We start from the raw sequence: 19,650 nt of genomic DNA on the forward strand, positions 1-19,650 counted from the left end.
CACCCCTTTAATGAAACAATACAATGCAATTAAGGCAAAATATCCTGATGCAATGTTGCTTTTTAGAGTAGGAGATTTCTATGAAACTTTTGGAGAAGATGCTGTAAAAGCAGCTAAAGTTTTAGGAATAATATTAACCAAACGAGGTGCTGGTAGCGAAACCGAAACAGCCTTAGCAGGGTTTCCACATCATTCATTAAATACGTATTTACCAAAATTGGTAAAAGCGGGTATGCGTGTGGCAATTTGTGATCAATTGGAAGATCCTAAAATGACCAAAACTATTGTTAAACGTGGTGTTACAGAGTTGGTTACTCCAGGAGTTGCATTAAATGATGAGGTTTTACAATCTAAAACCAATAATTTTTTAGCGTCAGTTCATTTTGGAAAAAAGCAATTAGGAATTTCATTTTTAGATGTTTCAACAGGAGAATTTTTAACTGCACAAGGAAATTCAGAATATATAGATAAATTGCTTCAAAATTTTAATCCAAGTGAGGTACTAGTTCAAAAGCAATATAAAAACAAGTTTTTTGAATTATTTGGAGACCGTTTTTATACATTTTATTTAGAAGATTGGATTTTTCAGTCCGAATATGCTTTAGAAACTCTAACCAATCATTTTAAAGTAAAAACGCTCAAAGGTTTTGGAGTTGATGATTTACACGAAGGAATTATTTCATCAGGCGCTGTTTTGTGTTATTTATCTGAAACACAGCATAATAAATTAGAGCATATTTCTGTAATTAATAGAATTTCAGAAGATAATTATGTTTGGATGGATCGTTTTACCATTCGAAATTTAGAATTGTATCAGTCAACTTCAGTAAATGCAGTAACGCTACTTGATGTTATTGATCAAACTATTTCACCAATGGGTGGACGTTTATTAAAGCGTTGGTTGGCATTGCCGTTAAAAGATATAAATCGTATTAAAAAGCGCCATGATATTGTAAAATATTTAATGGATAATGATGCCTTTTTTGAATTGGTAACGTATCAAATTAAACAAATAAGTGATATTGAACGTTTGGTATCAAAAGTTGCAACAGGAAAAGTAAATCCAAGAGAAGTTGTATTGTTAAAAAATTCACTAAATGCGATTATTCCTATAAAAGAAGCTGCTGAAAATAGTGATAATGAATCTTTAAAAATTATTGGAGAACAATTACAAAGCTGTACAACACTAAGAGAAAAAATAGCATATACACTAAATGAAGACGCTCCTGTAAATATTAATAAAGGAAATGTTATAGCTCAAGGGGTTTCAGAAGAATTAGATGAATTAAGAAATATTTCAAATTCGGGAAAAGAATATTTAGATAATATGTTGGCTCGAGAAACAGAGCACACTCAAATCCCTTCACTAAAAATAGCATTTAATAATGTTTTTGGCTACTATATTGAAGTTAGAAATACACATAAAAATAAGGTTCCAGAAGACTGGATTAGAAAACAAACATTAGTAAATGCAGAGCGTTATATCACTGAAGAATTAAAGGAATATGAAACTAAAATTTTAGGAGCTGAAGAAAAAATTGGCAAGTTAGAACATGAACTTTTTGCTGAATTAATTAGTTTTTTGCTAGATTATATTCAACCAATTCAGTTAAATGCCAATTTAATAGCTCAAATTGATTGTTTACTTTCTTTTGCAGAAATAGCAAAATGCCATAATTATGTGCGACCTCAAATTGATGAATCTACAGATTTGGAAATAAAAAATGGACGTCATCCTGTTATTGAAAAGCAATTGCCAATAGGAGAAGAATATATTGCTAATGATGTGGTTTTAAATAGAAATCAGCAGCAAATTATTATGATAACGGGTCCTAATATGAGTGGTAAATCAGCAATTTTACGTCAAACGGCATTAATTGTTCTCTTAGCGCAGATGGGAAGCTATGTACCTGCACAATATGCTAAAATTGGGGTGGTTGATAAAATATTTACACGTGTAGGAGCAAGTGATAATATTTCAATGGGTGAATCTACTTTTATGGTAGAAATGAATGAAACCGCCAATATTTTGAATAACATTTCTAAACGTAGCCTAGTATTATTAGATGAAATAGGAAGAGGAACAAGTACTTATGATGGAATTTCAATTGCTTGGGCTATAGCCGAATATTTGCATGAACATCCTTCAAAAGCTAAAACATTATTTGCCACACACTATCATGAATTAAATGATATGACCAATACTTTTGAGCGTGTTAAAAACTTTAATGTTTCTGTAAAAGAATTAAAAGACAAAGTTATTTTCTTACGCAAACTTGTGCCAGGAGGTAGCGAACATAGTTTTGGTATTTATGTGGCTAAATTGGCAGGAATGCCAACTTCCGTAGTACATAGAGCAACTAAAATGCTGAAGCAGTTAGAGCAAAACCACACCAGTACAGAAGTAAAAAAGACATTAAAAAATGCTTCTGAAGAAGAAATGCAATTGAGTTTTTTTAAATTAGATGACCCGCTGTTAGAAGATATAAAAGAAGAAATTTTATCTACCAACATAGATACGCTTACACCAATAGAAGCACTTATGAAGTTGAATGAAATTAAAAGAATGTTGACTAAAAAAAATGGTAAATAATTTACAACAAGGTTTTTTTGGAATTGGTATTCAAAATGGAAAAACACCTGAAAATTTAGGAGTTTTATGGCGTTCAGCTCAAAATATGGGTGCAAGTTTTATTTTTACTATTGGAAATAGGTACGCAAAACAAGCTTGTGATACTCATAAGGCAACAGGTGCGATGCCTTATTTTCATTATAACACTTTTGAAGAATTTTATAGCAACTTACCGAAAGGAGCTCAACTAGTAGGGGTAGAGTTAGATGAAAAGGCTGAGCCTTTAGAAACTTTTAAACATCCTAGGCGATGCGTTTATTTATTAGGAGCTGAAGATCACGGATTGTCTAAAACAGCAATAGACAAATCACATTTTTTAGTTAAATTTAAAACGATTTTAAGCTTAAATGTTTCTGTTGCGGGTAGTATTGTAATGTATGATCGACAATTAAAAAGTTGTTAACATTTTTATTATTGTATTAAATTAATGGTAATTATAGTATCTTTGTTATATAATTTAAAATATGATGTTTTTATTTATTAGCGGAGCCGAAATTTTTGTAATTCTCCTTATTGTTGTAATGGTTTTTGGAGCAGATAAGCTTCCAGAAATAGCACGTGGATTAGGAAAAGGGATGCGTCAAATTAAAGATGCTACCAATGATATTAAACGAGAAATTAAAAATAGTGCTGAAAAACATGATATTGACATTGATGTGGCTTCTAAAGTTAGAGATGAGATTAGTAAGGTAACAGACAATATTGAAGACTATACCAACCCTGTAAAAAAAATTAAAAATGATGTTGTTGACGAAATTACAGGACCAATTAAAAGGGATAAGTAATTTTGGAATTACTAAATTCACTTATTGAATACGACAAACAATTACTTTTATTTTTACACTCTAAAGGTTCAATAAATTGGGATAACTTTTGGTTATTTATTACCAATCCAATTAATTGGATTTGGTTATTTTTAGTTATTTTTTTTCTAGGTAACAAAGTTTTAGGCTTAAAAAAAGCACTTATAGTTTCAACTTGCTTAACCTTAAGTAGCTTGTTTGCTTTATGGTTAGTTACTATAATTAAAAATTATGTACAGCGGTTAAGACCAATAAATGATACTTCTATCAATAATTCGGTAAGGGTTTTAATTGAACAAAATGATTTTAGTTTTGTTTCTGGACATTCAACAGTGTCATTTACGATTGCTTTTTTGTCATTTTGGATATTGAAAAGGTATTATAAGTTTACCTATTTATTTTTCTTATTCCCAATATTATTTGCCTATAGTAGAATTTATTTAGCAGTACATTACCCATTAGATATTTTAGTTGGGATGTTTTTAGGCTTTTTAATTTCTTTAGTTACTTATAAAATTATGAGTATTTATATACTAAAACCCTAATATTATTTTACTCTTGTTATTGTTAAACCATCCCTAATTGGAAGTAAAATAGTTTCTAATCTATCGTCTGTATTAAGTAGTTTATTGTATTCAATAAGTGTTTTAGTATCTTTATCATTAGGTTTAATATGTTCAATAACTTTTCCGCTCCACAAAACGTTATCGGATAAAATAACACCTCCAGAATTCATTTTGTTAATGATTAAATTGAAATAGTTTGTGTAGTTTGATTTATCGGCGTCAATAAAAATTAAATCAAATTTGGTGGTTAACTTTGGAATAATATCTAAGGCATTTCCAATGTGTTGTTCTATTTGATTTTTAAATGTAGATTTTTCAAAATATTTATTTGCAAAACTTTCTAACTCTTCATTTTTATCAATAGTAATTAGTTTTCCATTAGCAGTTAAACCTTCTGCTAAACAAAGTGCAGAATAGCCTGTATATGTGCCAATTTCAAGTATGGATGTTGGTTTTATTAACTTGGAAATCATCGCTAATAATCTACCTTGATAAGCGCCACTTAGCATTCTTGGATTTAGTACTTTTTGCCAAGTTTCTTTATTTAATTGTTGTAAAAGTTCTGGCTCATTTTGTGAATGACTTATAACATATTCATCAATTTTTTCGGGTAAAAAGCTCATTGTTTTTGAATTAAAAATACAAAAAAACGGAACTTAATTTTAAGTTCTGTATATTATTTTAAATTATTTAGTAGTATTATAATTTTCTTTTAAGTTATTTTCCATGGCTTTTTTATCTTCTTTACATAAGCACTTCTTTTTATCAGAATCATATGCTCTTTTCTTTTCGTAACATTTAGACATAATGCCGTTTTGCTTAGAATAGTTACCACATTTTTTACACAACAAGATATGTAATTGTAATTTAATTTTTTCTAAAAATGAGGCTTCATTATATTGGCTTTTATCACAAATTGTAGTTGCCTCGTCACAAGTTAATTTCATGTATATGCTTTTTATTTTTTAAACCAATTTTCTTCCATACACTTTCTTAATTGAGTTCTAGCTCTATGAATGATAACCCACAAATTTGACGATGTAATTTCTAATTCCTTACAAATGTCTTCAGTTTCAAATTGTTGAATGGTTTTCATTCTGAATACCATTGCATATTTTTCAGGTAAATGATCTATGCATTTATCTAAAACTATGCTAAGCTCATCGTTTTCAATACTTTTATCAATTTCAGAACTCCAATCTGAGGGAGCTCTTTCTTCAATCCAATCCCCTTCATTTTCACCATCAGTATAAAAATTCATCCTAACCTCAGCTTTTCCTTTGGCAGAATTTATTTTACGGTAGTAATCGATAATTTTTCGTTTTAAAATTGAAATTAACCATGTGCGTTCACTCGATTTTCCTTGAAAATTTTCCATGGCTTTTAAACCAGCTAAAAAAGTTTCCTGAACTAAATCTTTGGCTAAATCATGATTGTTTACTCTAGTAATTGTATAATTGTAGAGGTAATCAGCATGGGAACTAATCCAATTTTTTGGATTTAAAATATTTTTCTTTGTTAACATGGTGTTAATTCCAACAATGGGTTAAAGTAATTATTTATTTAAAATTATTATAATTTTGATTTACAGTCTTTTTTTCTTCGTGTATCAATAATATAAATTATCTCCCAATGATTGTTATTGTTGTAATATAATTGAAAAGAGTTTGCACCGCAATGACTAAATATATCATTCAAGTAAAATTCATAAGGTATCCAAACGCTTGCTATATTGCCGTCAATTTTTATTTCAACTGACAATAGTTTTTCAAACCAAACATCTTCTTCCTTTTTGGATAAAAGTGTTGTAAAAAAATCTTTTTTAGTTGAGCTTCTCAAGATACTTTCTCCTTTACTATTGATGAAAGTAGTTTGCATTAATATATTTTTTGAAATTACACTATTAATTAATGTGGTATCAGCTGTATGTAAACCTTCAAAAAAAGTATTTATAACAGTTTTAACTTCATCATTCTGACTAAATGAATGGTGAATTGAAGCTATAAATAATATGGTAAAAAATGTCTTTTTCACAGCAACATTATGAATATTTATTAACTACTTCAAAAAGTAATTTTTTATTAATGGGTTTTGTTAAATAAGAATCGAAACCATTTTTTTTGGCATTTTCAATATCAGACTCCATAGCAAAGGCTGATAAAGCTACAATTGGAAGTTGAGGTCGCAGCTTTTTTATTTCTTTCATGGCTTCTTGACCATTTTTAATTGGCATTTTAATATCCATTAAAATTAAATTAATTTCAGGATGTTTTGTTGCTAAATCAACTGCTTCTTGCCCATTATTAGCTTCTATAATTTTATATGAAGTTTTTGAGAATAATTCATTAATATACATCATGTTATACTCTTCATCTTCAGCAACTAAAATTACAAATTCTTCATTGTTAATTTTAACCATAGGTTTTTTTTGTTCTATAACTGTTGTTATTAAATTTTGAGAAGATTTTTTATACGGTATGGTAAAAAATACACTGGTACCTTTTTGGTTTGATTCTATCCAAATTTTACCATGAAACATTTCAACCAGTTTTTTTGAAATAGCTAAGCCCAAGCCAGTTCCTTTGTGTTTTTTATTAAGAACCACGTTAGCTTGGATAAAACGATCAAATATTTGATCAAGTAACTTTTCTTCAATACCAATTCCTGAATCTTTAACAAAAAATTGAAGTGTATCATTTATTAATTTATAACCAAATTCAATGGTTCCTTTATCAGTAAATTTAAATGCATTTGAAAGTAAATTAGTTAAAATTTGATTTAGTTTAGTTTTATCAATTTTTATGATGCAATTAAAGTTATCTAAACCTTTTGAAGATATTAAATCGATATTATTTTCTTTTGAAGTAGGTTTATAAAAGGTATTTAAATTATCAATAAGCTTATTAAGATGAACGTTTTCATAGTTTAATTTTACAGCTCCTGCTTCAATTTTTGAGATATCTAATATATCATTAACAATGGATAATAATTGTTGACTACTATTGATTACAATTTTAGCATACTTCTTTCTTTCAGATTCTTGTAAATTAGGTTCTAAGAATAATTCAGAAAACCCAATAATTCCGTTCATTGGTGTTCTTATTTCATGGCTCATATTTGCTAAAAATGCAGATTTTAATTTATCTGATTCTTGGGCTTTTGCTAATGCTTCTTTTAATTCGTTTTCAAATTTTATTCTTTCAATTGAAGTACTTATTTGTTCGGAAACAAATTCTAGAAGTTGAACATCATTTTGTTTAAAAGCATTTTCATTAACATAACTTTGGACTACAATAGCTCCAATAACATCATCTTTTATTTTTAAAGGAACACCTAGCCATACTTTAGATTCAACACCTATCAAATCAACATCACCATTTTCAATCATTTTATGATGTTCTTTATTTGTTATAAACAAAGGTTTTTTTGTTTTAATAACATGCCCTGTAAGTGAGTTTTTAGCTGGAAATTCATTAAAATCCTCCATTTCATCAGAAGAAAATGGAGTATTAATCATATCTGTTTCTTTATTGTAAAGCGCAATATAAAAATTAGTTGTGTCAATAATTTTATGTAATTCATCTTTTACTAATGAGCTAAATTCTTTAAAATTATTTATTTTTTGTGAGGCGTTAGATATCGTATAAATTACTTTTTCAATTTCTTCCTGTTTAATCTTGTCAGTAATGTCTCTTACTACTGCATGAACCGTATTGTCTTTATTGCTTTCTTCAATTTTTGTTAAAGTAACTTCAGTTGGAAATACCCTACCATTATTGTCCATATGATACCAAATAAAACGATGACTTCCTTTTTCTAAAGCAATTGCAATCATTTCTTGTGATTTGATATTTGAAATACTCCCATCAGGTTGTTTTTTAGGAGAAATATCTGTTGGATTAGCTTTTAATAGTTTCTTTTTATTTTTAAAACCAAAAGTAGTTAAGGTAGCTTGGTTGCAATCTACAAAAACACCATTTTTTAAAATAAGTACTGCATCTACTGATTTTTCAAAAATTGCACGGTATTTTTTTTCTGATTTTTCTAATAGCTTTTTGGAATTTATATTTTCGGTGATATCATCAACCAAGCAGGCTCTTCCAATAATTTTATTTTGAGCATCTCTAAGCACAACAGTGTACCAATCACAAACTATGATATCACCATTTTTGGTGATGTTTTCATTGGTGTTTTTTAAGCTATCATGTTTATTAAATAATTGTTCTCTAAGTTTTTCCATCTTAGAGATTAAATGAGGAGGAGTTAATAAATCAATACTCACTTTTCCTTTTACTTCTTCGGCGGTGTAGCCAAAAATTCTTTCAGCAGAATTATTCCATTCAATAATCCTATAATCTAAATCCCACATAATTGAAGCTAAAGGAGTATTATTGAATTGATCTTTTAATCGTTGATTACTTTCAAAAAGAAGATCTTCTGTTCTTTTTCGCTCAGTAATATCTTCAACAATACCTTGTATATGTGTTATTTCTCCATGATTGTTTTTTATAGTATCAAGGTTTGTTTCTACCCATTTAATTTTTTTATTTTTAGTTATTATTCTAAAAGGTTTAGGTTTAAAACTTTTAGAGTTATTACTTTTACTTAAATTAAAAATAATAGTTCTAATATATTCAAGGTCTTGATCGTAAACTACATCATAAATGTTTAATTTATTCTGTAAAAAATCTAGGTAAGAATATCCAAATAGTTTGTCACAATTTTCAGAAGCAAAAATAACAGGGAAATCTCTTTCATTTTTACATAAAATTGCCACAGACGAGCTTTTATTAATAATATTATAGGCTGCTTTAATTTTATTTTGAGTATTCTTTTGATCGGTAATTTCATTGAAAAACATAATAATGCCTTCATTAGAAGGTATTATTCTATTTTCAAACCATCGATTCCAAGGAGCAAAGTAATTTTCAAAACTAACAGGGGTATTAGTTTTTATTGCCTTTTGATAATTGTCGTAAAATACATCTCCTTTTTTTTCTGGAAATTCTTTCCAAATATTTTTTCCAATTAAAGAGTTTGAGCTTCTTCCTAATAAATTGGCAGCTTCATTATTTATGAAAACGTAATTTGAATTGCTGTCTAAAATTACAAAGCCATCTTTAATACTTGACAGGGTATTGGATAAAATGTTTTTTGTTACATTGAGGCGTTTTTCAGCAACTACACTTTTACTAATGTCTTGTAAGATACCTAAAACTTTAACTATTCTATTATTTTCAACTACTACCGTTCTTTTTTCAAGAATATATTTTAAGACTCCATTTTTTGCTTGAATTCTGTACTTGATTTCTTGATTTTTATTCTTTTTTAAATAATCTATAGAGAAATTTTTAACCTTATCCTTATCATCTTTATGGACATAAGAAAGGTAGGAGTTTAAGTCTAAACTTTCATTTGAGGTTTCAGATTGTAATTCAAATATTTTAAAGGCTCCTTTGGACCAATATAACTTTTGTGCCTGGTAGCAATAAAACCAGCTACCTGTTTTGGCATGTATTTCAGATTCTATATGTCTATTTTCGTTATCTAATAAGGTGTTTTTCATTTTAACACTTTCTGTAATATCTTCTACAGAAACGATGACATTTTCTAACGATTTTTCAAAACCTTCAACAACTTTAAATTTCACTAAAGTATTAATGGTTTCTCCAGTAAAAGTTTTGTTAACTGTTTCAACTTCAGTTTCAGTGTTACCTATTAATAAATCTGTTACTAGTTTGGAAAAACCTTTGTTGGAATCTGGTGTAAAAACCTTGGTTAAATTTTCTAATAAATCCTTTTTATTTTTAGCTTTATACATTTTAACAGCGGTAGTATTTACTTCTTTAACGGTTACTAATGCTGCTAACTTTGGTAAGATATCAGGATTTTTATGAATATAAGTTTTTACATCTGTATTATTTTTGGAAGCTAATTCTTGAACGTAATTCTGGGTTTTAGAAAAATCTTCAATCCATAATGAAACAGGAGCATAATCAAAAAAATTAAAATATTTTTGCTCATTGAATAGATGATGATAAGATGAAGAATTAGGGTTTTTCATACTTAAGTTTGAATCTAAATTAACAAAGTTAATGTTAGTTTTTTTATTCATTATCAAGTTTTTGGGGTTTTGATATACCCAAATATACATTTTTTTATAAAAAAATGACTTTAAATAAACCTTTAAAATAAGTATTTTTTAAGATAAATACTATTTTATTGGAAGAATAATGCTAACTGAGGTTCCTTGTTCAATTATAGAGTTGATTTTGATATATCCGTTGTGAAGTTTTAAAATTTTATTTGCCAAATTTAAACTTAAACCAATACATTTTTGTTTATCTTCTGAATAGGTATTAACCACAAAAAATTCATTACATAAATTTGGTAAATCTACTTCTGAAATACCAATTCCTTGATCGGTTATTGTGGTGGTTATATTTTTTTTATCTTGTGAAATGGAGATTTTTATAGTAGTATTTGATTTAGAATATCTTATAGCATTGTGAATAATTGCTTTAAGTACTTTTAAAATTTCTGAGTGGTCTATATTTAAAAAAATAGGTTTTTCATTAAAGTTTTTAGAAAGTTCAATATTTTTTGCTGCTGCTGTTTCTTTATAAAAGGCTATGGCACTTTGAACAGTTTCTATATAGTTATTTGAAGATTTATTTAAGTTAAAATTTTGAGAATGTATTCGTGTGTAGTTGGCCAAACTATTTAAAAATTGAATAGAAAAATCAGCAGAATTGTTTATTATTTGTGCGTGTTTTTTTAACTTATCTGAAGTATAATCTTCAGCACTTTCTAACATAATTTCTGAAAAAGAAAAAATAACACCTACAGGGTTTTTTATGTTATGAATTAATTTGCTTAAAATTGTTTTATTTCTTTTTTGGACTTCCTCTAATTCTATATTTTTAGTTCTTAATTTTAAACTTAAATCAATAATTTTTTCTTCTAATTCTTCAATTTTATTTTTAGATGTTTTCTCTTTTTTATTCAAAGTTGAATGATTTTTAAGTAAAAGTAAATTTATTCTAACACTTTTCAAATTTTTTCAAGTTCATTTTATACCATATTTAAATGGATGTACATTTATACAAATCTCTTTTTTTGATTACTTTTACTTTTTGATTAATTAAAAAACAAAATATGTCTTCTGCAAAAAAAGATTATAAAAGAATAACTACCAAAAGCTTGATAGAAATGAAAAATCATGGCGAAAAAATAGCCATGCTAACAGCCTATGATTATACAATGGCAAAAATATTAGATAATGCCGGTATTGATATTATTTTGGTAGGAGACTCTGCATCAAATGTAATGGCAGGTCATGAAACTACATTACCAATTACATTAGATCAAATGATTTATCATGCAAGTTCTGTGGTAAGAGCAATTGACAGAAGTTTAGTAGTTGTAGATTTGCCTTTTGGAAGTTATCAAGGAAATTCTAGAAGTGCTTTAGATTCTGCTATAAGAATTATGAAAGAATCTGGTGGACATGCAGTAAAATTAGAAGGAGGGAGTGAAATTAGAGAATCTATTTCCAGAATTTTAACAGCTGGAATTCCTGTAATGGGGCATTTAGGCTTAACTCCACAATCTATTTATAAATTTGGAACATATTCAGTAAGAGCAAAAGAAGATGAAGAAGCACAAAAATTAAAAGAAGACGCTTTATTACTTGAAGAATTAGGGTGCTTTGCATTGGTATTGGAAAAAGTACCAGCAAAATTAGCAAAAGAAGTCGCAGTAAGTTTGTCAATTCCTGTTATTGGAATTGGAGCTGGTAATGGTGTTGATGGACAAGTTTTAGTCATGCACGATATGCTTGGAATGACCCACGAATTCCATCCTCGTTTTTTACGAAGATATCTTGATTTATATACTGAAATGACTCAAGCTTTTGAGAATTATATTAAAGACGTTAAAAGCCTTGATTTTCCTAGCGATAATGAACAATATTAAATGAAAGTACTTCTAATAGATACCAACCATGACATTCTTCAAAAAGGACTTGAAAATTTAGGATGTATTTGTGATGAAGACTATACTTCAACAAAAGAGCAAATTGAAGAAAAAATAAGAAATTATCAAGGAATTGTTATTAGAAGTCGTTTTAATATAGATCAACAATTTTTAGATAAAGCTACAAATTTAAAATTTATTGCTAGGGTAGGTGCAGGTTTAGAAAGTATAGCTGTTGATTACGCTCATAAAAAAGGAATACATCTAATTTCAGCTCCTGAAGGAAATAGAAATGCCGTGGCTGAACATGCTTTAGGAATGATACTTTCTTTATTTAATAACTTAAAAAAAGCCGATTTAGAAATAAGAGCTGGGAATTGGTTACGTGAAACAAATAGAGGTTTAGAACTTGAAGGCAAAACCGTTGGAATTATTGGTTATGGCAATATGGGAAAAGCATTTGCGAAAAAATTAAAAGGCTTTGATTGTGAAGTAATTTGTTATGATATTAAAGAAGGTGTTGGTGATGAAAACTGTAGGCAAGTTTCCCTAAAGGAGCTTCAAGAAAAAACCGAAGTTTTAAGTTTGCATACGCCATTTAACAAATGTTCTCATAACATGGTGAATTCTAATTTTATAAGCTCATTTAAAAACCCTTTTTACCTAATAAATACTGCAAGAGGTTCTGCAGTTGTAACAAATCATTTAGTTGATGCACTAATAAATAAAAAGGTATTGGGTGCTTGTTTAGATGTTTTAGAATACGAAAAATTATCATTTGAAAATTTATTTGAAAATGAACAGCTTCCAAAAGCTTTTGATTATTTAATCAAGGCTGATAATGTGCTATTATCACCTCATATAGCAGGATGGACAGTTGAGTCTAAAAAAAAATTAGCACAAACAATTGTTGATAAAGTTGAGAGCATCTTTTTTTCTGAAAATAAAAAACAAGAACCATTAAAAATTAAACGAGTAACTGGTGTTGGAGGTTTGTTTTTTAAATGTGAAAATCCTGAAAAGTTAAAAATGTGGTATCAAATTCATTTAGGGTTTAATACTGATGATTGGGGTTGTACTTTTTGGTGGAAAGATTTGGAAAATAAAAGTGCTAGTACACAATGGAGTCCATTTAAGAAAGAAACAACGTATTTTAAACCTTCGAAAAAAGACTTTATGTTTAATTATAGAGTTCATAATTTAAAGGAACTTTTAAAAAAATTAAAAGAAGAAAAAGTTACTGTAGTTGGTGAGTTAGAAGAATACGACTATGGTAAATTTGCTTGGATTTTGGATCCTGAAGGTAATAAAATTGAATTATGGGAGCCTATTGATAGTGCTTTTTTATAAAATAAACTAATAATTAAAAACAAATAATAAACAATGGATGTAATTGATGAAAATGGAAACGTAATTCCAAAAAGCAGTGAAGAAAGCAAAAGAATTATTGCAGGTATTTTAGCCATACTTTTAGGTTCTTTTGGAGTTCATAAATTTGTGTTGGGTTACACAACTCAAGGAATAATCATGTTGGCCATTACAATTGTAACTTGTGGCGTTGGAGCGGCTATTACAAGTATTATAGGTTTAGTAGAAGGGATTATTTATTTAACAAAATCTGATGAAGAGTTTGTATATATGTATCAAACCAACAAAAAAGAATGGTTTTAAACCCAATTATAAAAAAGGTGAGGATTTACTAACTTCACCTTCATTATTTTCGCAATCTGCGTTGCTTTCTAATTCAGCTTGAAACTCTTCCATTACAGGTTTTACAGTGCTTTCAGGGATGTCAGCAACTCTTATATACATAAGTCCATCTACAGCATTGTTAAATTTAGGATCAACATTAAAAGCCACTAATCGAGCATTTTGTTTTACATACTTTTTGATTAGCACAGGGATACGTAAAGCTCCTGGTTCTATCTCATCAATTACTTTGTCAAATTTATTTAAATCTGCTTTTGCTTCATCAAAAACAAAATCTTTGTCTGCATCTTTTAATTTAACCTTGTATTCTTTTTTAGGATGGATATATTGAGCAATATAAGGGTCGTAATAATGAGATTTCATAAACTCAATCATTAAGGATTTTGAAAAATTTGAAAACTGGTTACTAATACTAACTCCACCTATCAAGTACTTATATTCAGGATGTCTTAATGTAATATGAACAATACCTTTCCAAAGTAAAAATAAAGGCATTGGTTTTTGTTGGTATTCTTTAATAATAAATGCACGTCCCATTTCAATAGAGTTTTCCATCATAGTATAGAGTTCAGGCTCAAACTTAAACAGTGTATGTATGTAAAATCCTTGAACGCCATATTTTTTGTAAATATTTTTTCCAAGTCCCATACGATAAGCACCCACTAAACATTTTTTATAATCATCCCATAAAAATAAATGATGGTAGTATTTGTCAAATTCATCTAAATCTATAGATTCATTAGTTCCTTCACCAACTTCTCTAAAGGTAATTTCACGAAGTCTGCCAATTTCAAACATAATGTTTGGTATGGATTTGCTTGGGGCAAAAAACACCTCATAATTTTTACTTTTTAGCAAGCGACCATTGTTTTCTCTGAGCTGATTCACTTCTTGAATCATTTTTTCAACATTTTTTTGGCCGACAATTTGTTTAGGAGGTTTCGGTATTTTTAATGAAGACGTACTTAATGTTTTGGACTTTTTTTCAAATGGGTTAGCTAACATATATGTTTTTCTACGAATAAAGTCGCAAAAATCTTGTGTGCATTTGTATTCTTCCTGGTCAGCTACTTGTATGGCTCTTCCAATTCGAACTTTAATTACACGTTCTTTTTGTGACAAAAGTTCTGATGGAAGTTTAGCGGTACGTAATTTGGGGTTTAACTTAGATAAAAAATAAAATAATCGACTATTTTTTGCGTGAAAATAGATAGGAATAACTGGAACTTTTGCCTTTTGGATTAATTTGATAGCACCTTCTTCCCAAGGGCGATCTACAATCAACTTTCCGTCTTTATAGGTAGAAACCTCTCCTGCAGGAAATACGCCTAAAGGAAACCCTTGGTTAAGGTGATTTAAAGCATTTTTGATTCCACCTATACTAGATTGAGCATCTTTCCTATCTTCAAAAGGATTCACAGGCATTATAAATTGTCGCATAGGTTCAATTCTATGCAGCAAAAAATTTCCTATTATTTTATAATCTGGTCTTTTTTCAATTAATAATTTTAATAATAAAATACCATCAATACCTCCTAACGGATGGTTTGAAACGGTAATAAAGGCCCCTGTTTTTGGAATTCTTCTTAAATCTTCTTCAGGAATTTCAAATTTAATTTGTAAATCGCTTAACAAAGCTGAAAAAAATTCTAAATCTTTTAAATGTTTATTTTTATTATAAATTCTATTGATAGCAGAGATACGAAGAATTTTCATTAGTGACCAGCCAAAAAATGTGCCTACAAAGCCATATTTATCTAGGTTTATTACTTTTGCAACTTCTTTAGCAGTGACTAAACTCATTTATTGTAAATTAAGGGAAATACAAAAATACACTTTTATTTTATAACTAATTGAACAGTTCCTTGTGTAGATTGTTTTAAAAGAGTTTCTCCTTTTTGTTCAATTTTTTTGATAGCATTTTCTGTAGCATGTCTTATGGTGTAAAGTACTACATTTTCAAAATACGTAATAGTATAATTTAAACTAATTTCATTTAAAAATTGAGTGAAATTATTGAACTTATCTTCAATACAAACAGAGAAACTTAAAGCAGAGTTTTGAATTAAATTTACTTTTAATTTAAAGGTATGCAATACTTTAAAAATATCACTTAAATTAGATTCAACCATAAATGAAAAATCTTTAGCAGAAATTGAAACTAAAATTTGTTGTTGTTTTAAGATGAAACAAGATACCTCAGGAACTAAATAATGACCTTTGCTAACGGTGGTTCCTACATTTTTTAAGTTATCAAATGAACGAACATACAAAGGGATGTTTTTATTTTCAAGGGGTTTTAATGTTTTTGGATGTATGACTGAAGCTCCATAAAACGCCATTTCAATTGCTTCGTTATATGAAATTTGTTCTAAAAGTTGTGTGTTTTCAAAATAGCGAGGATCTGCATTAAGAACCCCTTCAACATCTTTCCAAATAGTTAGGCTTTGAGCGTTTAAACAATAGGCAAAAATTGCAGCACTATAATCAGATCCTTCACGACCTAAAGTTGTTGTGTTTTTGTTTGAGCTTTGTCCTAAAAAACCTTGTGTTATAAATAGCTTATTTTTATCTAAACGTTGGATAGTTGTAATAGTTTTTTCCCAATCTACTTTTGCATCTCTATAATTGGCATCGGTTTTTATAAAATCTCTTACATCAATCCAATTATTGGGGATGTTATTTTCATTAAGATAAAAGCTAATTATTTTGGTAGAAAGTAGTTCGCCAAAACCAACTATTTGATCATAAATATAATTATAATCTGTCGATTTATTGGTGATTAAAAATCCACTTAAATGTCCAAATAAAGTTTCTATCTCTGTGTCAATAAGATGTTTTTTTGAGTTAAATAACTCAGTAGTAATTGTTAAGTGATAGTTTTTCGTATAATTTATATGCTGATTTAAATCTTTTGATTTTTGGTAATAGGCAGTTACAATTTTTTCAAAAGCATTGGTCATTTTACCCATGGCAGAAATTACAATTAAGGTGTTTTCAAAGCCTTCTTTTTTCAATACTTTTAGTATGTTTTTTACCCCAATTGCATCTTTTACAGACGCACCACCAAATTTAAAAACCTTCATAAATTATAAGTTTTCTATGTAATTTTTAATAGCTTGTTCTTCAAGTTGAACTGTATCCCAATCTCTTAAAATAGTGGCTCCAGTTTTTTTATAAAAATCAATTGCTGGAGTGTTCCAATCCAACACTACCCATTCAATTCGTTTCACCCCTTTTTTATATCCATATTCAATAACTTTAGTATATAGAGCACTTCCAATTTTATAGCCTCTTTTTTCTTCCGTAACAATTAAATCTTCAAGGTGAATTGTTGGTCCTTTCCACGTAGAATATCTTGGGTAAAATAGTGCCATTCCAACTATTTCATTGTCCATTTCGGCAACAAAAGTTTTAAATAATGGAAATTCTCCAAACCCATCATTTGTTAGCTTTTCAATGGTAACTTCTACAGCATCAGCTTCTTTTTCAAAATGCGCTAATTCCTTTATTAATTTTAGAACAGCAGGCATATCTTTGCTTTTACCTTCTCTAATTATAAAACTCATTTTTTAAAACTTAAATTTAATTGTGTTGGCTAAAGTAAAAAATCTTTACTCAAAGTATCTTACAAACAAATGTCTTTTTAAAAATAATTTTCTCGATATTTGCATAATCACACAACTATCTGCTACAATGGAAAAAAGTAATCTCACTTTAGGTGAATTTATTATTGAAAATCAAAAACATTACAAATCTACTTCTGGAGAATTTAACCGTTTATTAAGCTCTATTAAATTAGCGGCTAAAGTTGTTAATTACAAAGTTAACAAAGCCGGATTGGTAGATATTTTAGGAGATGCTGGAGATACCAATGTTCAAGGAGAAGATCAACAAAAATTAGATGTCTATGCAAATAATGTGTTTATGCAAACACTTATAAATAGAGAAATTGTTTGTGGTATTGCCAGTGAAGAAGAAGATGATTACGTTACTATTAAAGGAAAACATGAAACCAATGAGAATAAATATGTGGTTTTAATTGATCCCTTAGATGGCTCTTCTAATATAGATGTAAATGTTTCAGTAGGAACTATTTTTTCAATTTATAGAAGAGTTACTCCAATAGGTACTCCTGTTGAAAAAGTTGACTTTTTACAACGCGGCAATCAACAAGTTGCTGCTGGTTATGTGGTTTATGGAACTTCTACCATGTTAGTGTACACATCTGGACATGGGGTAAATGGGTTTACATTAAATCCAGCAATTGGATCTTTTTATTTATCACATCCAAATATGAGATTTCCTGAAAAAGGAAAAATTTATTCTATAAACGAAGGAAATTATGTGCATTTTCCTCAAGGAGTAAAAGATTATTTAAAATACTGTCAGGAAGAAAAAGAAGACAGACCATATACTTCACGTTATATAGGTTCATTAGTTTCAGATTTTCATAGAAATATGATTAAGGGAGGAATTTATATTTACCCAACAAGTTCAATAGGACCCAAAGGAAAATTGCGTTTATTGTATGAATGTAACCCCATGGCATTTTTAGCAGAACAAGCCAATGGAAAAGCCAGTGATGGGTATAAACGCATTTTAGATATTAAGCCAACAGAACTTCACCAACGTGTTCCTTTTTTTTGCGGAAGTAAAAATATGGTTGAAAAGGCGGAAGAGTTTATGAGTAAATACCCAAAGGATGCCGATTATTAATTATAAGGAGAAACCTAATTTTAAAAAGTTAGATTGAAGTTGTAAACAGCCTAAAAAATGATTACACACCTATTTTACAATCTTGAAAGACAATCGAACTAAATTCTTCTTCAATTTTTTTTACAACTGATTGCCAATAATTTTTTGGAATTTTAAAAATAAATTCTCAAAAAATATTTTTTAAAGTTAGGAATCCTTACTATATTTGTCATGGTAATACTACCAAAACATAACTTAAAACATTAGTAAAATGGCAAAATCAATTTTTTATCACGCAGGATGTCCGGTATGCATTAGTGCAGAACACGACATCGTTAATTTAATTGGTGCTGACAATGTAGAACTTGTTCACATTGGAGAATACCGTAATCGTATTGAAGAAGCAGAAAAAGCAGGTGTGAAATCTGTTCCAGCTTTGATAACACCTAATGGAAATGTACTACATATCAATTTTGGTGCTTCTATGGCTGAGGTAAAAGGCTAAAAAATTTGCCCTGCATTGTTAGGATTGCTAACTTTACAGGGCTTTTTATTTAAAACAATATAAAGTTAGTATTAAACATTGTTTTGCTTTTAATCTTTTAATAGGATTATAGCTAACAACAAACATAAATTAAATAAAATGAAAGTAGCAGTTTGGGATACTTATGTAACAAAAAAAGATGGAAGCATCATGCACTTCGACATCATTGCTCCACAGGAAATTAAAGACACTGCCGTAATTTACAATTATGGTAGAGATTACTTAAAAGTAAAAGGACAAGGTGGACAACCTTTAACATCAAAGGAATGCAGGTTTTGCCACATTGAAACCGTCAAACCACAATGGCAAGCAGAAATAAATCAAAAAGGTTACTTCATTATTGAAATGGAAAATTGCAAATAAAGTTAGATATTACAAATCGAAAGGATATAGAACTTATAGAGAATACTTTTTATGGTAGATTAAGAAACAACTCTGTTTTGAGTTATGTTTTTAACGATATAGTCAAAATAAATTGGGGAACTCACCTTTCAATAAGGTATTCTTTTTGTGCAAGTATCTTATCAAGAGAACACAGTTTTTTGAGCAATCCAATGCAGAAGCATATTGCGTTGAGGAAGCAGACGACAATGAGTGAAGTTGAACTTTCGGATTGGCTGTCACTTTTTATCCAAACAACTGATGAGTTATTTAAAGACGAAAAAAGCCGAAGAAGCAAAAACAAGAGCAACCAATATTGCCTGATTGATGTTGTATAAA

At 28.8% G+C, this 19,650-nt stretch carries 19 protein-coding genes; 10 read left to right on the forward strand and 9 right to left on the reverse strand.

Annotated features, from left to right (window positions below; genetic code table 11):
- The first annotated feature begins 10 nt into the window (after window positions 1-10).
- The 4 genes from mutS (at window position 11) to Q0714_RS03485 (ending at window position 3,980) form a co-directional block, all read left to right on the forward strand.
- Window positions 11-2,593 carry a DNA mismatch repair protein MutS gene (mutS, locus tag Q0714_RS03470; RefSeq protein ID WP_298262917.1) on the forward strand — a complete coding sequence of 861 codons (2,583 nt, stop codon included), beginning with the start codon at window positions 11-13 and terminating at the stop codon, window positions 2,591-2,593.
- Window positions 2,583-3,035 (forward strand): RNA methyltransferase, encoded by a 453-nt coding sequence (locus Q0714_RS03475; protein ID WP_298262918.1) that lies wholly within the window; start codon window positions 2,583-2,585, stop codon window positions 3,033-3,035. Before mutS ends, Q0714_RS03475 begins: the two co-directional genes overlap by 11 nt.
- A gap of 61 nt (window positions 3,036-3,096) precedes the next feature.
- Window positions 3,097-3,417, forward strand: a complete 321-nt coding sequence (locus Q0714_RS03480) for a twin-arginine translocase TatA/TatE family subunit (protein WP_298262919.1) — start codon at window positions 3,097-3,099, stop codon at window positions 3,415-3,417.
- A 2-nt stretch (window positions 3,418-3,419) separates the two neighbouring features.
- Window positions 3,420-3,980 carry a phosphatase PAP2 family protein gene (locus Q0714_RS03485; RefSeq protein ID WP_298262920.1) on the forward strand — a complete coding sequence of 187 codons (561 nt, stop codon included), beginning with the start codon at window positions 3,420-3,422 and terminating at the stop codon, window positions 3,978-3,980.
- A gap of 2 nt (window positions 3,981-3,982) precedes the next feature.
- On the opposite strand, the gene Q0714_RS03490 is transcribed toward Q0714_RS03485, so the two are convergent.
- The 6 genes from Q0714_RS03490 to Q0714_RS03515 form a co-directional block, all read right to left on the reverse strand.
- Window positions 3,983-4,624: an O-methyltransferase gene (locus Q0714_RS03490; protein ID WP_298262921.1), complete on the reverse strand. Its 642-nt coding sequence runs from the start codon at window positions 4,622-4,624 to the stop codon at window positions 3,983-3,985.
- A 63-nt stretch (window positions 4,625-4,687) separates the two neighbouring features.
- Entirely contained in the window at window positions 4,688-4,948 is a 261-nt protein-coding gene (locus tag Q0714_RS03495; RefSeq protein WP_298262922.1) for a hypothetical protein, read from the reverse strand.
- 11 nt (window positions 4,949-4,959) lie between these two features.
- On the reverse strand, window positions 4,960-5,526 hold the full coding sequence (locus tag Q0714_RS03500; RefSeq protein WP_298262923.1) for a sigma-70 family RNA polymerase sigma factor: 567 nt from the start codon (window positions 5,524-5,526) through the stop codon (window positions 4,960-4,962).
- Between the two features lie 47 nt (window positions 5,527-5,573).
- A complete protein-coding gene (locus Q0714_RS03505) occupies window positions 5,574-6,035 on the reverse strand; it encodes a nuclear transport factor 2 family protein (RefSeq protein ID WP_298262924.1) in 462 nt (153 codons plus the stop codon).
- Between the two features lie 7 nt (window positions 6,036-6,042).
- Entirely contained in the window at window positions 6,043-10,116 is a 4,074-nt protein-coding gene (locus Q0714_RS03510) for a PAS domain S-box protein (protein WP_298262925.1), read from the reverse strand.
- Window positions 10,117-10,215: 99 nt separating this feature from the next.
- Window positions 10,216-11,010 (reverse strand): HAMP domain-containing sensor histidine kinase, encoded by a 795-nt coding sequence (locus Q0714_RS03515; protein WP_298262926.1) that lies wholly within the window; start codon window positions 11,008-11,010, stop codon window positions 10,216-10,218.
- Between the two features lie 149 nt (window positions 11,011-11,159).
- Between Q0714_RS03515 and panB the strand changes: the two genes are divergently transcribed.
- The 3 genes from panB to Q0714_RS03530 are packed head-to-tail and all read left to right on the forward strand — an operon-like array spanning window position 11,160 to window position 13,649.
- Window positions 11,160-11,978, forward strand: a complete 819-nt coding sequence (gene panB, locus Q0714_RS03520) for a 3-methyl-2-oxobutanoate hydroxymethyltransferase (protein WP_298262927.1) — start codon at window positions 11,160-11,162, stop codon at window positions 11,976-11,978.
- Entirely contained in the window at window positions 11,979-13,328 is a 1,350-nt protein-coding gene (locus tag Q0714_RS03525) for an NAD(P)-dependent oxidoreductase (RefSeq protein ID WP_367181315.1), read from the forward strand.
- 33 nt (window positions 13,329-13,361) lie between these two features.
- Complete coding sequence (locus tag Q0714_RS03530) at window positions 13,362-13,649, forward strand: TM2 domain-containing protein (protein ID WP_298262928.1); 288 nt, start codon at window positions 13,362-13,364, stop codon at window positions 13,647-13,649.
- A gap of 6 nt (window positions 13,650-13,655) precedes the next feature.
- Here the strand turns inward: Q0714_RS03530 and Q0714_RS03535 are convergent, their stop codons facing one another.
- Genes Q0714_RS03535 through Q0714_RS03545 form a run of 3 tightly spaced genes read right to left on the reverse strand, consistent with a single transcriptional unit; the run spans window position 13,656 to window position 17,257 of the window.
- Entirely contained in the window at window positions 13,656-15,491 is a 1,836-nt protein-coding gene (locus tag Q0714_RS03535; RefSeq protein WP_298262929.1) for a lysophospholipid acyltransferase family protein, read from the reverse strand.
- Window positions 15,492-15,526: 35 nt separating this feature from the next.
- Window positions 15,527-16,774 carry an aspartate kinase gene (locus tag Q0714_RS03540; RefSeq protein ID WP_298262930.1) on the reverse strand — a complete coding sequence of 416 codons (1,248 nt, stop codon included), beginning with the start codon at window positions 16,772-16,774 and terminating at the stop codon, window positions 15,527-15,529.
- Between the two features lie 3 nt (window positions 16,775-16,777).
- A complete protein-coding gene (locus Q0714_RS03545; protein ID WP_298262931.1) occupies window positions 16,778-17,257 on the reverse strand; it encodes a GNAT family N-acetyltransferase in 480 nt (159 codons plus the stop codon).
- Window positions 17,258-17,384: 127 nt separating this feature from the next.
- On the opposite strand from Q0714_RS03545, the gene fbp reads away from it, so the two are divergent.
- From fbp to Q0714_RS03560, 3 genes are all read left to right on the forward strand, one after another.
- On the forward strand, window positions 17,385-18,407 hold the full coding sequence (gene fbp, locus Q0714_RS03550; RefSeq protein WP_298262932.1) for a class 1 fructose-bisphosphatase: 1,023 nt from the start codon (window positions 17,385-17,387) through the stop codon (window positions 18,405-18,407).
- 250 nt (window positions 18,408-18,657) lie between these two features.
- Window positions 18,658-18,891, forward strand: a complete 234-nt coding sequence (locus Q0714_RS03555) for a thioredoxin family protein (protein WP_298262933.1) — start codon at window positions 18,658-18,660, stop codon at window positions 18,889-18,891.
- A gap of 138 nt (window positions 18,892-19,029) precedes the next feature.
- On the forward strand, window positions 19,030-19,293 hold the full coding sequence (locus Q0714_RS03560; protein WP_298262934.1) for a DUF2024 family protein: 264 nt from the start codon (window positions 19,030-19,032) through the stop codon (window positions 19,291-19,293).
- Window positions 19,294-19,650: the final 357 nt, after the last annotated feature.

The sequence above is a fragment of the uncultured Lutibacter sp. genome, from assembly GCF_947493565.1.
GTDB classification, from domain to species: Bacteria; Bacteroidota; Bacteroidia; order Flavobacteriales; family Flavobacteriaceae; genus Lutibacter; species Lutibacter aestuarii.

Excerpts from the sequence above, each read along its gene's own strand:
- Q0714_RS03555 (WP_298262933.1), top strand. The coding sequence starts at position 18,658 with ATGGCAAAATCAATTTTTTATCACGCAGGATGTCCGGTATGCATTAGT.
- Q0714_RS03560 (WP_298262934.1), top strand. The coding sequence starts at position 19,030 with ATGAAAGTAGCAGTTTGGGATACTTATGTAACAAAAAAAGATGGAAGC.
- Q0714_RS03490 (WP_298262921.1), bottom strand. The coding sequence starts at position 4,624 with ATGAGCTTTTTACCCGAAAAAATTGATGAATATGTTATAAGTCATTCA.
- Q0714_RS03540 (WP_298262930.1), bottom strand. The coding sequence starts at position 16,774 with ATGAAGGTTTTTAAATTTGGTGGTGCGTCTGTAAAAGATGCAATTGGG.
- Q0714_RS03535 (WP_298262929.1), bottom strand. The coding sequence starts at position 15,491 with ATGAGTTTAGTCACTGCTAAAGAAGTTGCAAAAGTAATAAACCTAGAT.
- Q0714_RS03510 (WP_298262925.1), bottom strand. The coding sequence starts at position 10,116 with ATGAATAAAAAAACTAACATTAACTTTGTTAATTTAGATTCAAACTTA.
- Q0714_RS03495 (WP_298262922.1), bottom strand. The coding sequence starts at position 4,948 with ATGAAATTAACTTGTGACGAGGCAACTACAATTTGTGATAAAAGCCAA.
- fbp (WP_298262932.1), top strand. The coding sequence starts at position 17,385 with ATGGAAAAAAGTAATCTCACTTTAGGTGAATTTATTATTGAAAATCAA.
- Q0714_RS03480 (WP_298262919.1), top strand. The coding sequence starts at position 3,097 with ATGATGTTTTTATTTATTAGCGGAGCCGAAATTTTTGTAATTCTCCTT.
- Q0714_RS03525 (WP_367181315.1), top strand. The coding sequence starts at position 11,979 with ATGAAAGTACTTCTAATAGATACCAACCATGACATTCTTCAAAAAGGA.
- Q0714_RS03545 (WP_298262931.1), bottom strand. The coding sequence starts at position 17,257 with ATGAGTTTTATAATTAGAGAAGGTAAAAGCAAAGATATGCCTGCTGTT.
- mutS (WP_298262917.1), top strand. The coding sequence starts at position 11 with ATGAAACAATACAATGCAATTAAGGCAAAATATCCTGATGCAATGTTG.
- panB (WP_298262927.1), top strand. The coding sequence starts at position 11,160 with ATGTCTTCTGCAAAAAAAGATTATAAAAGAATAACTACCAAAAGCTTG.
- Q0714_RS03500 (WP_298262923.1), bottom strand. The coding sequence starts at position 5,526 with ATGTTAACAAAGAAAAATATTTTAAATCCAAAAAATTGGATTAGTTCC.
- Q0714_RS03530 (WP_298262928.1), top strand. The coding sequence starts at position 13,362 with ATGGATGTAATTGATGAAAATGGAAACGTAATTCCAAAAAGCAGTGAA.
- Q0714_RS03475 (WP_298262918.1), top strand. The coding sequence starts at position 2,583 with ATGGTAAATAATTTACAACAAGGTTTTTTTGGAATTGGTATTCAAAAT.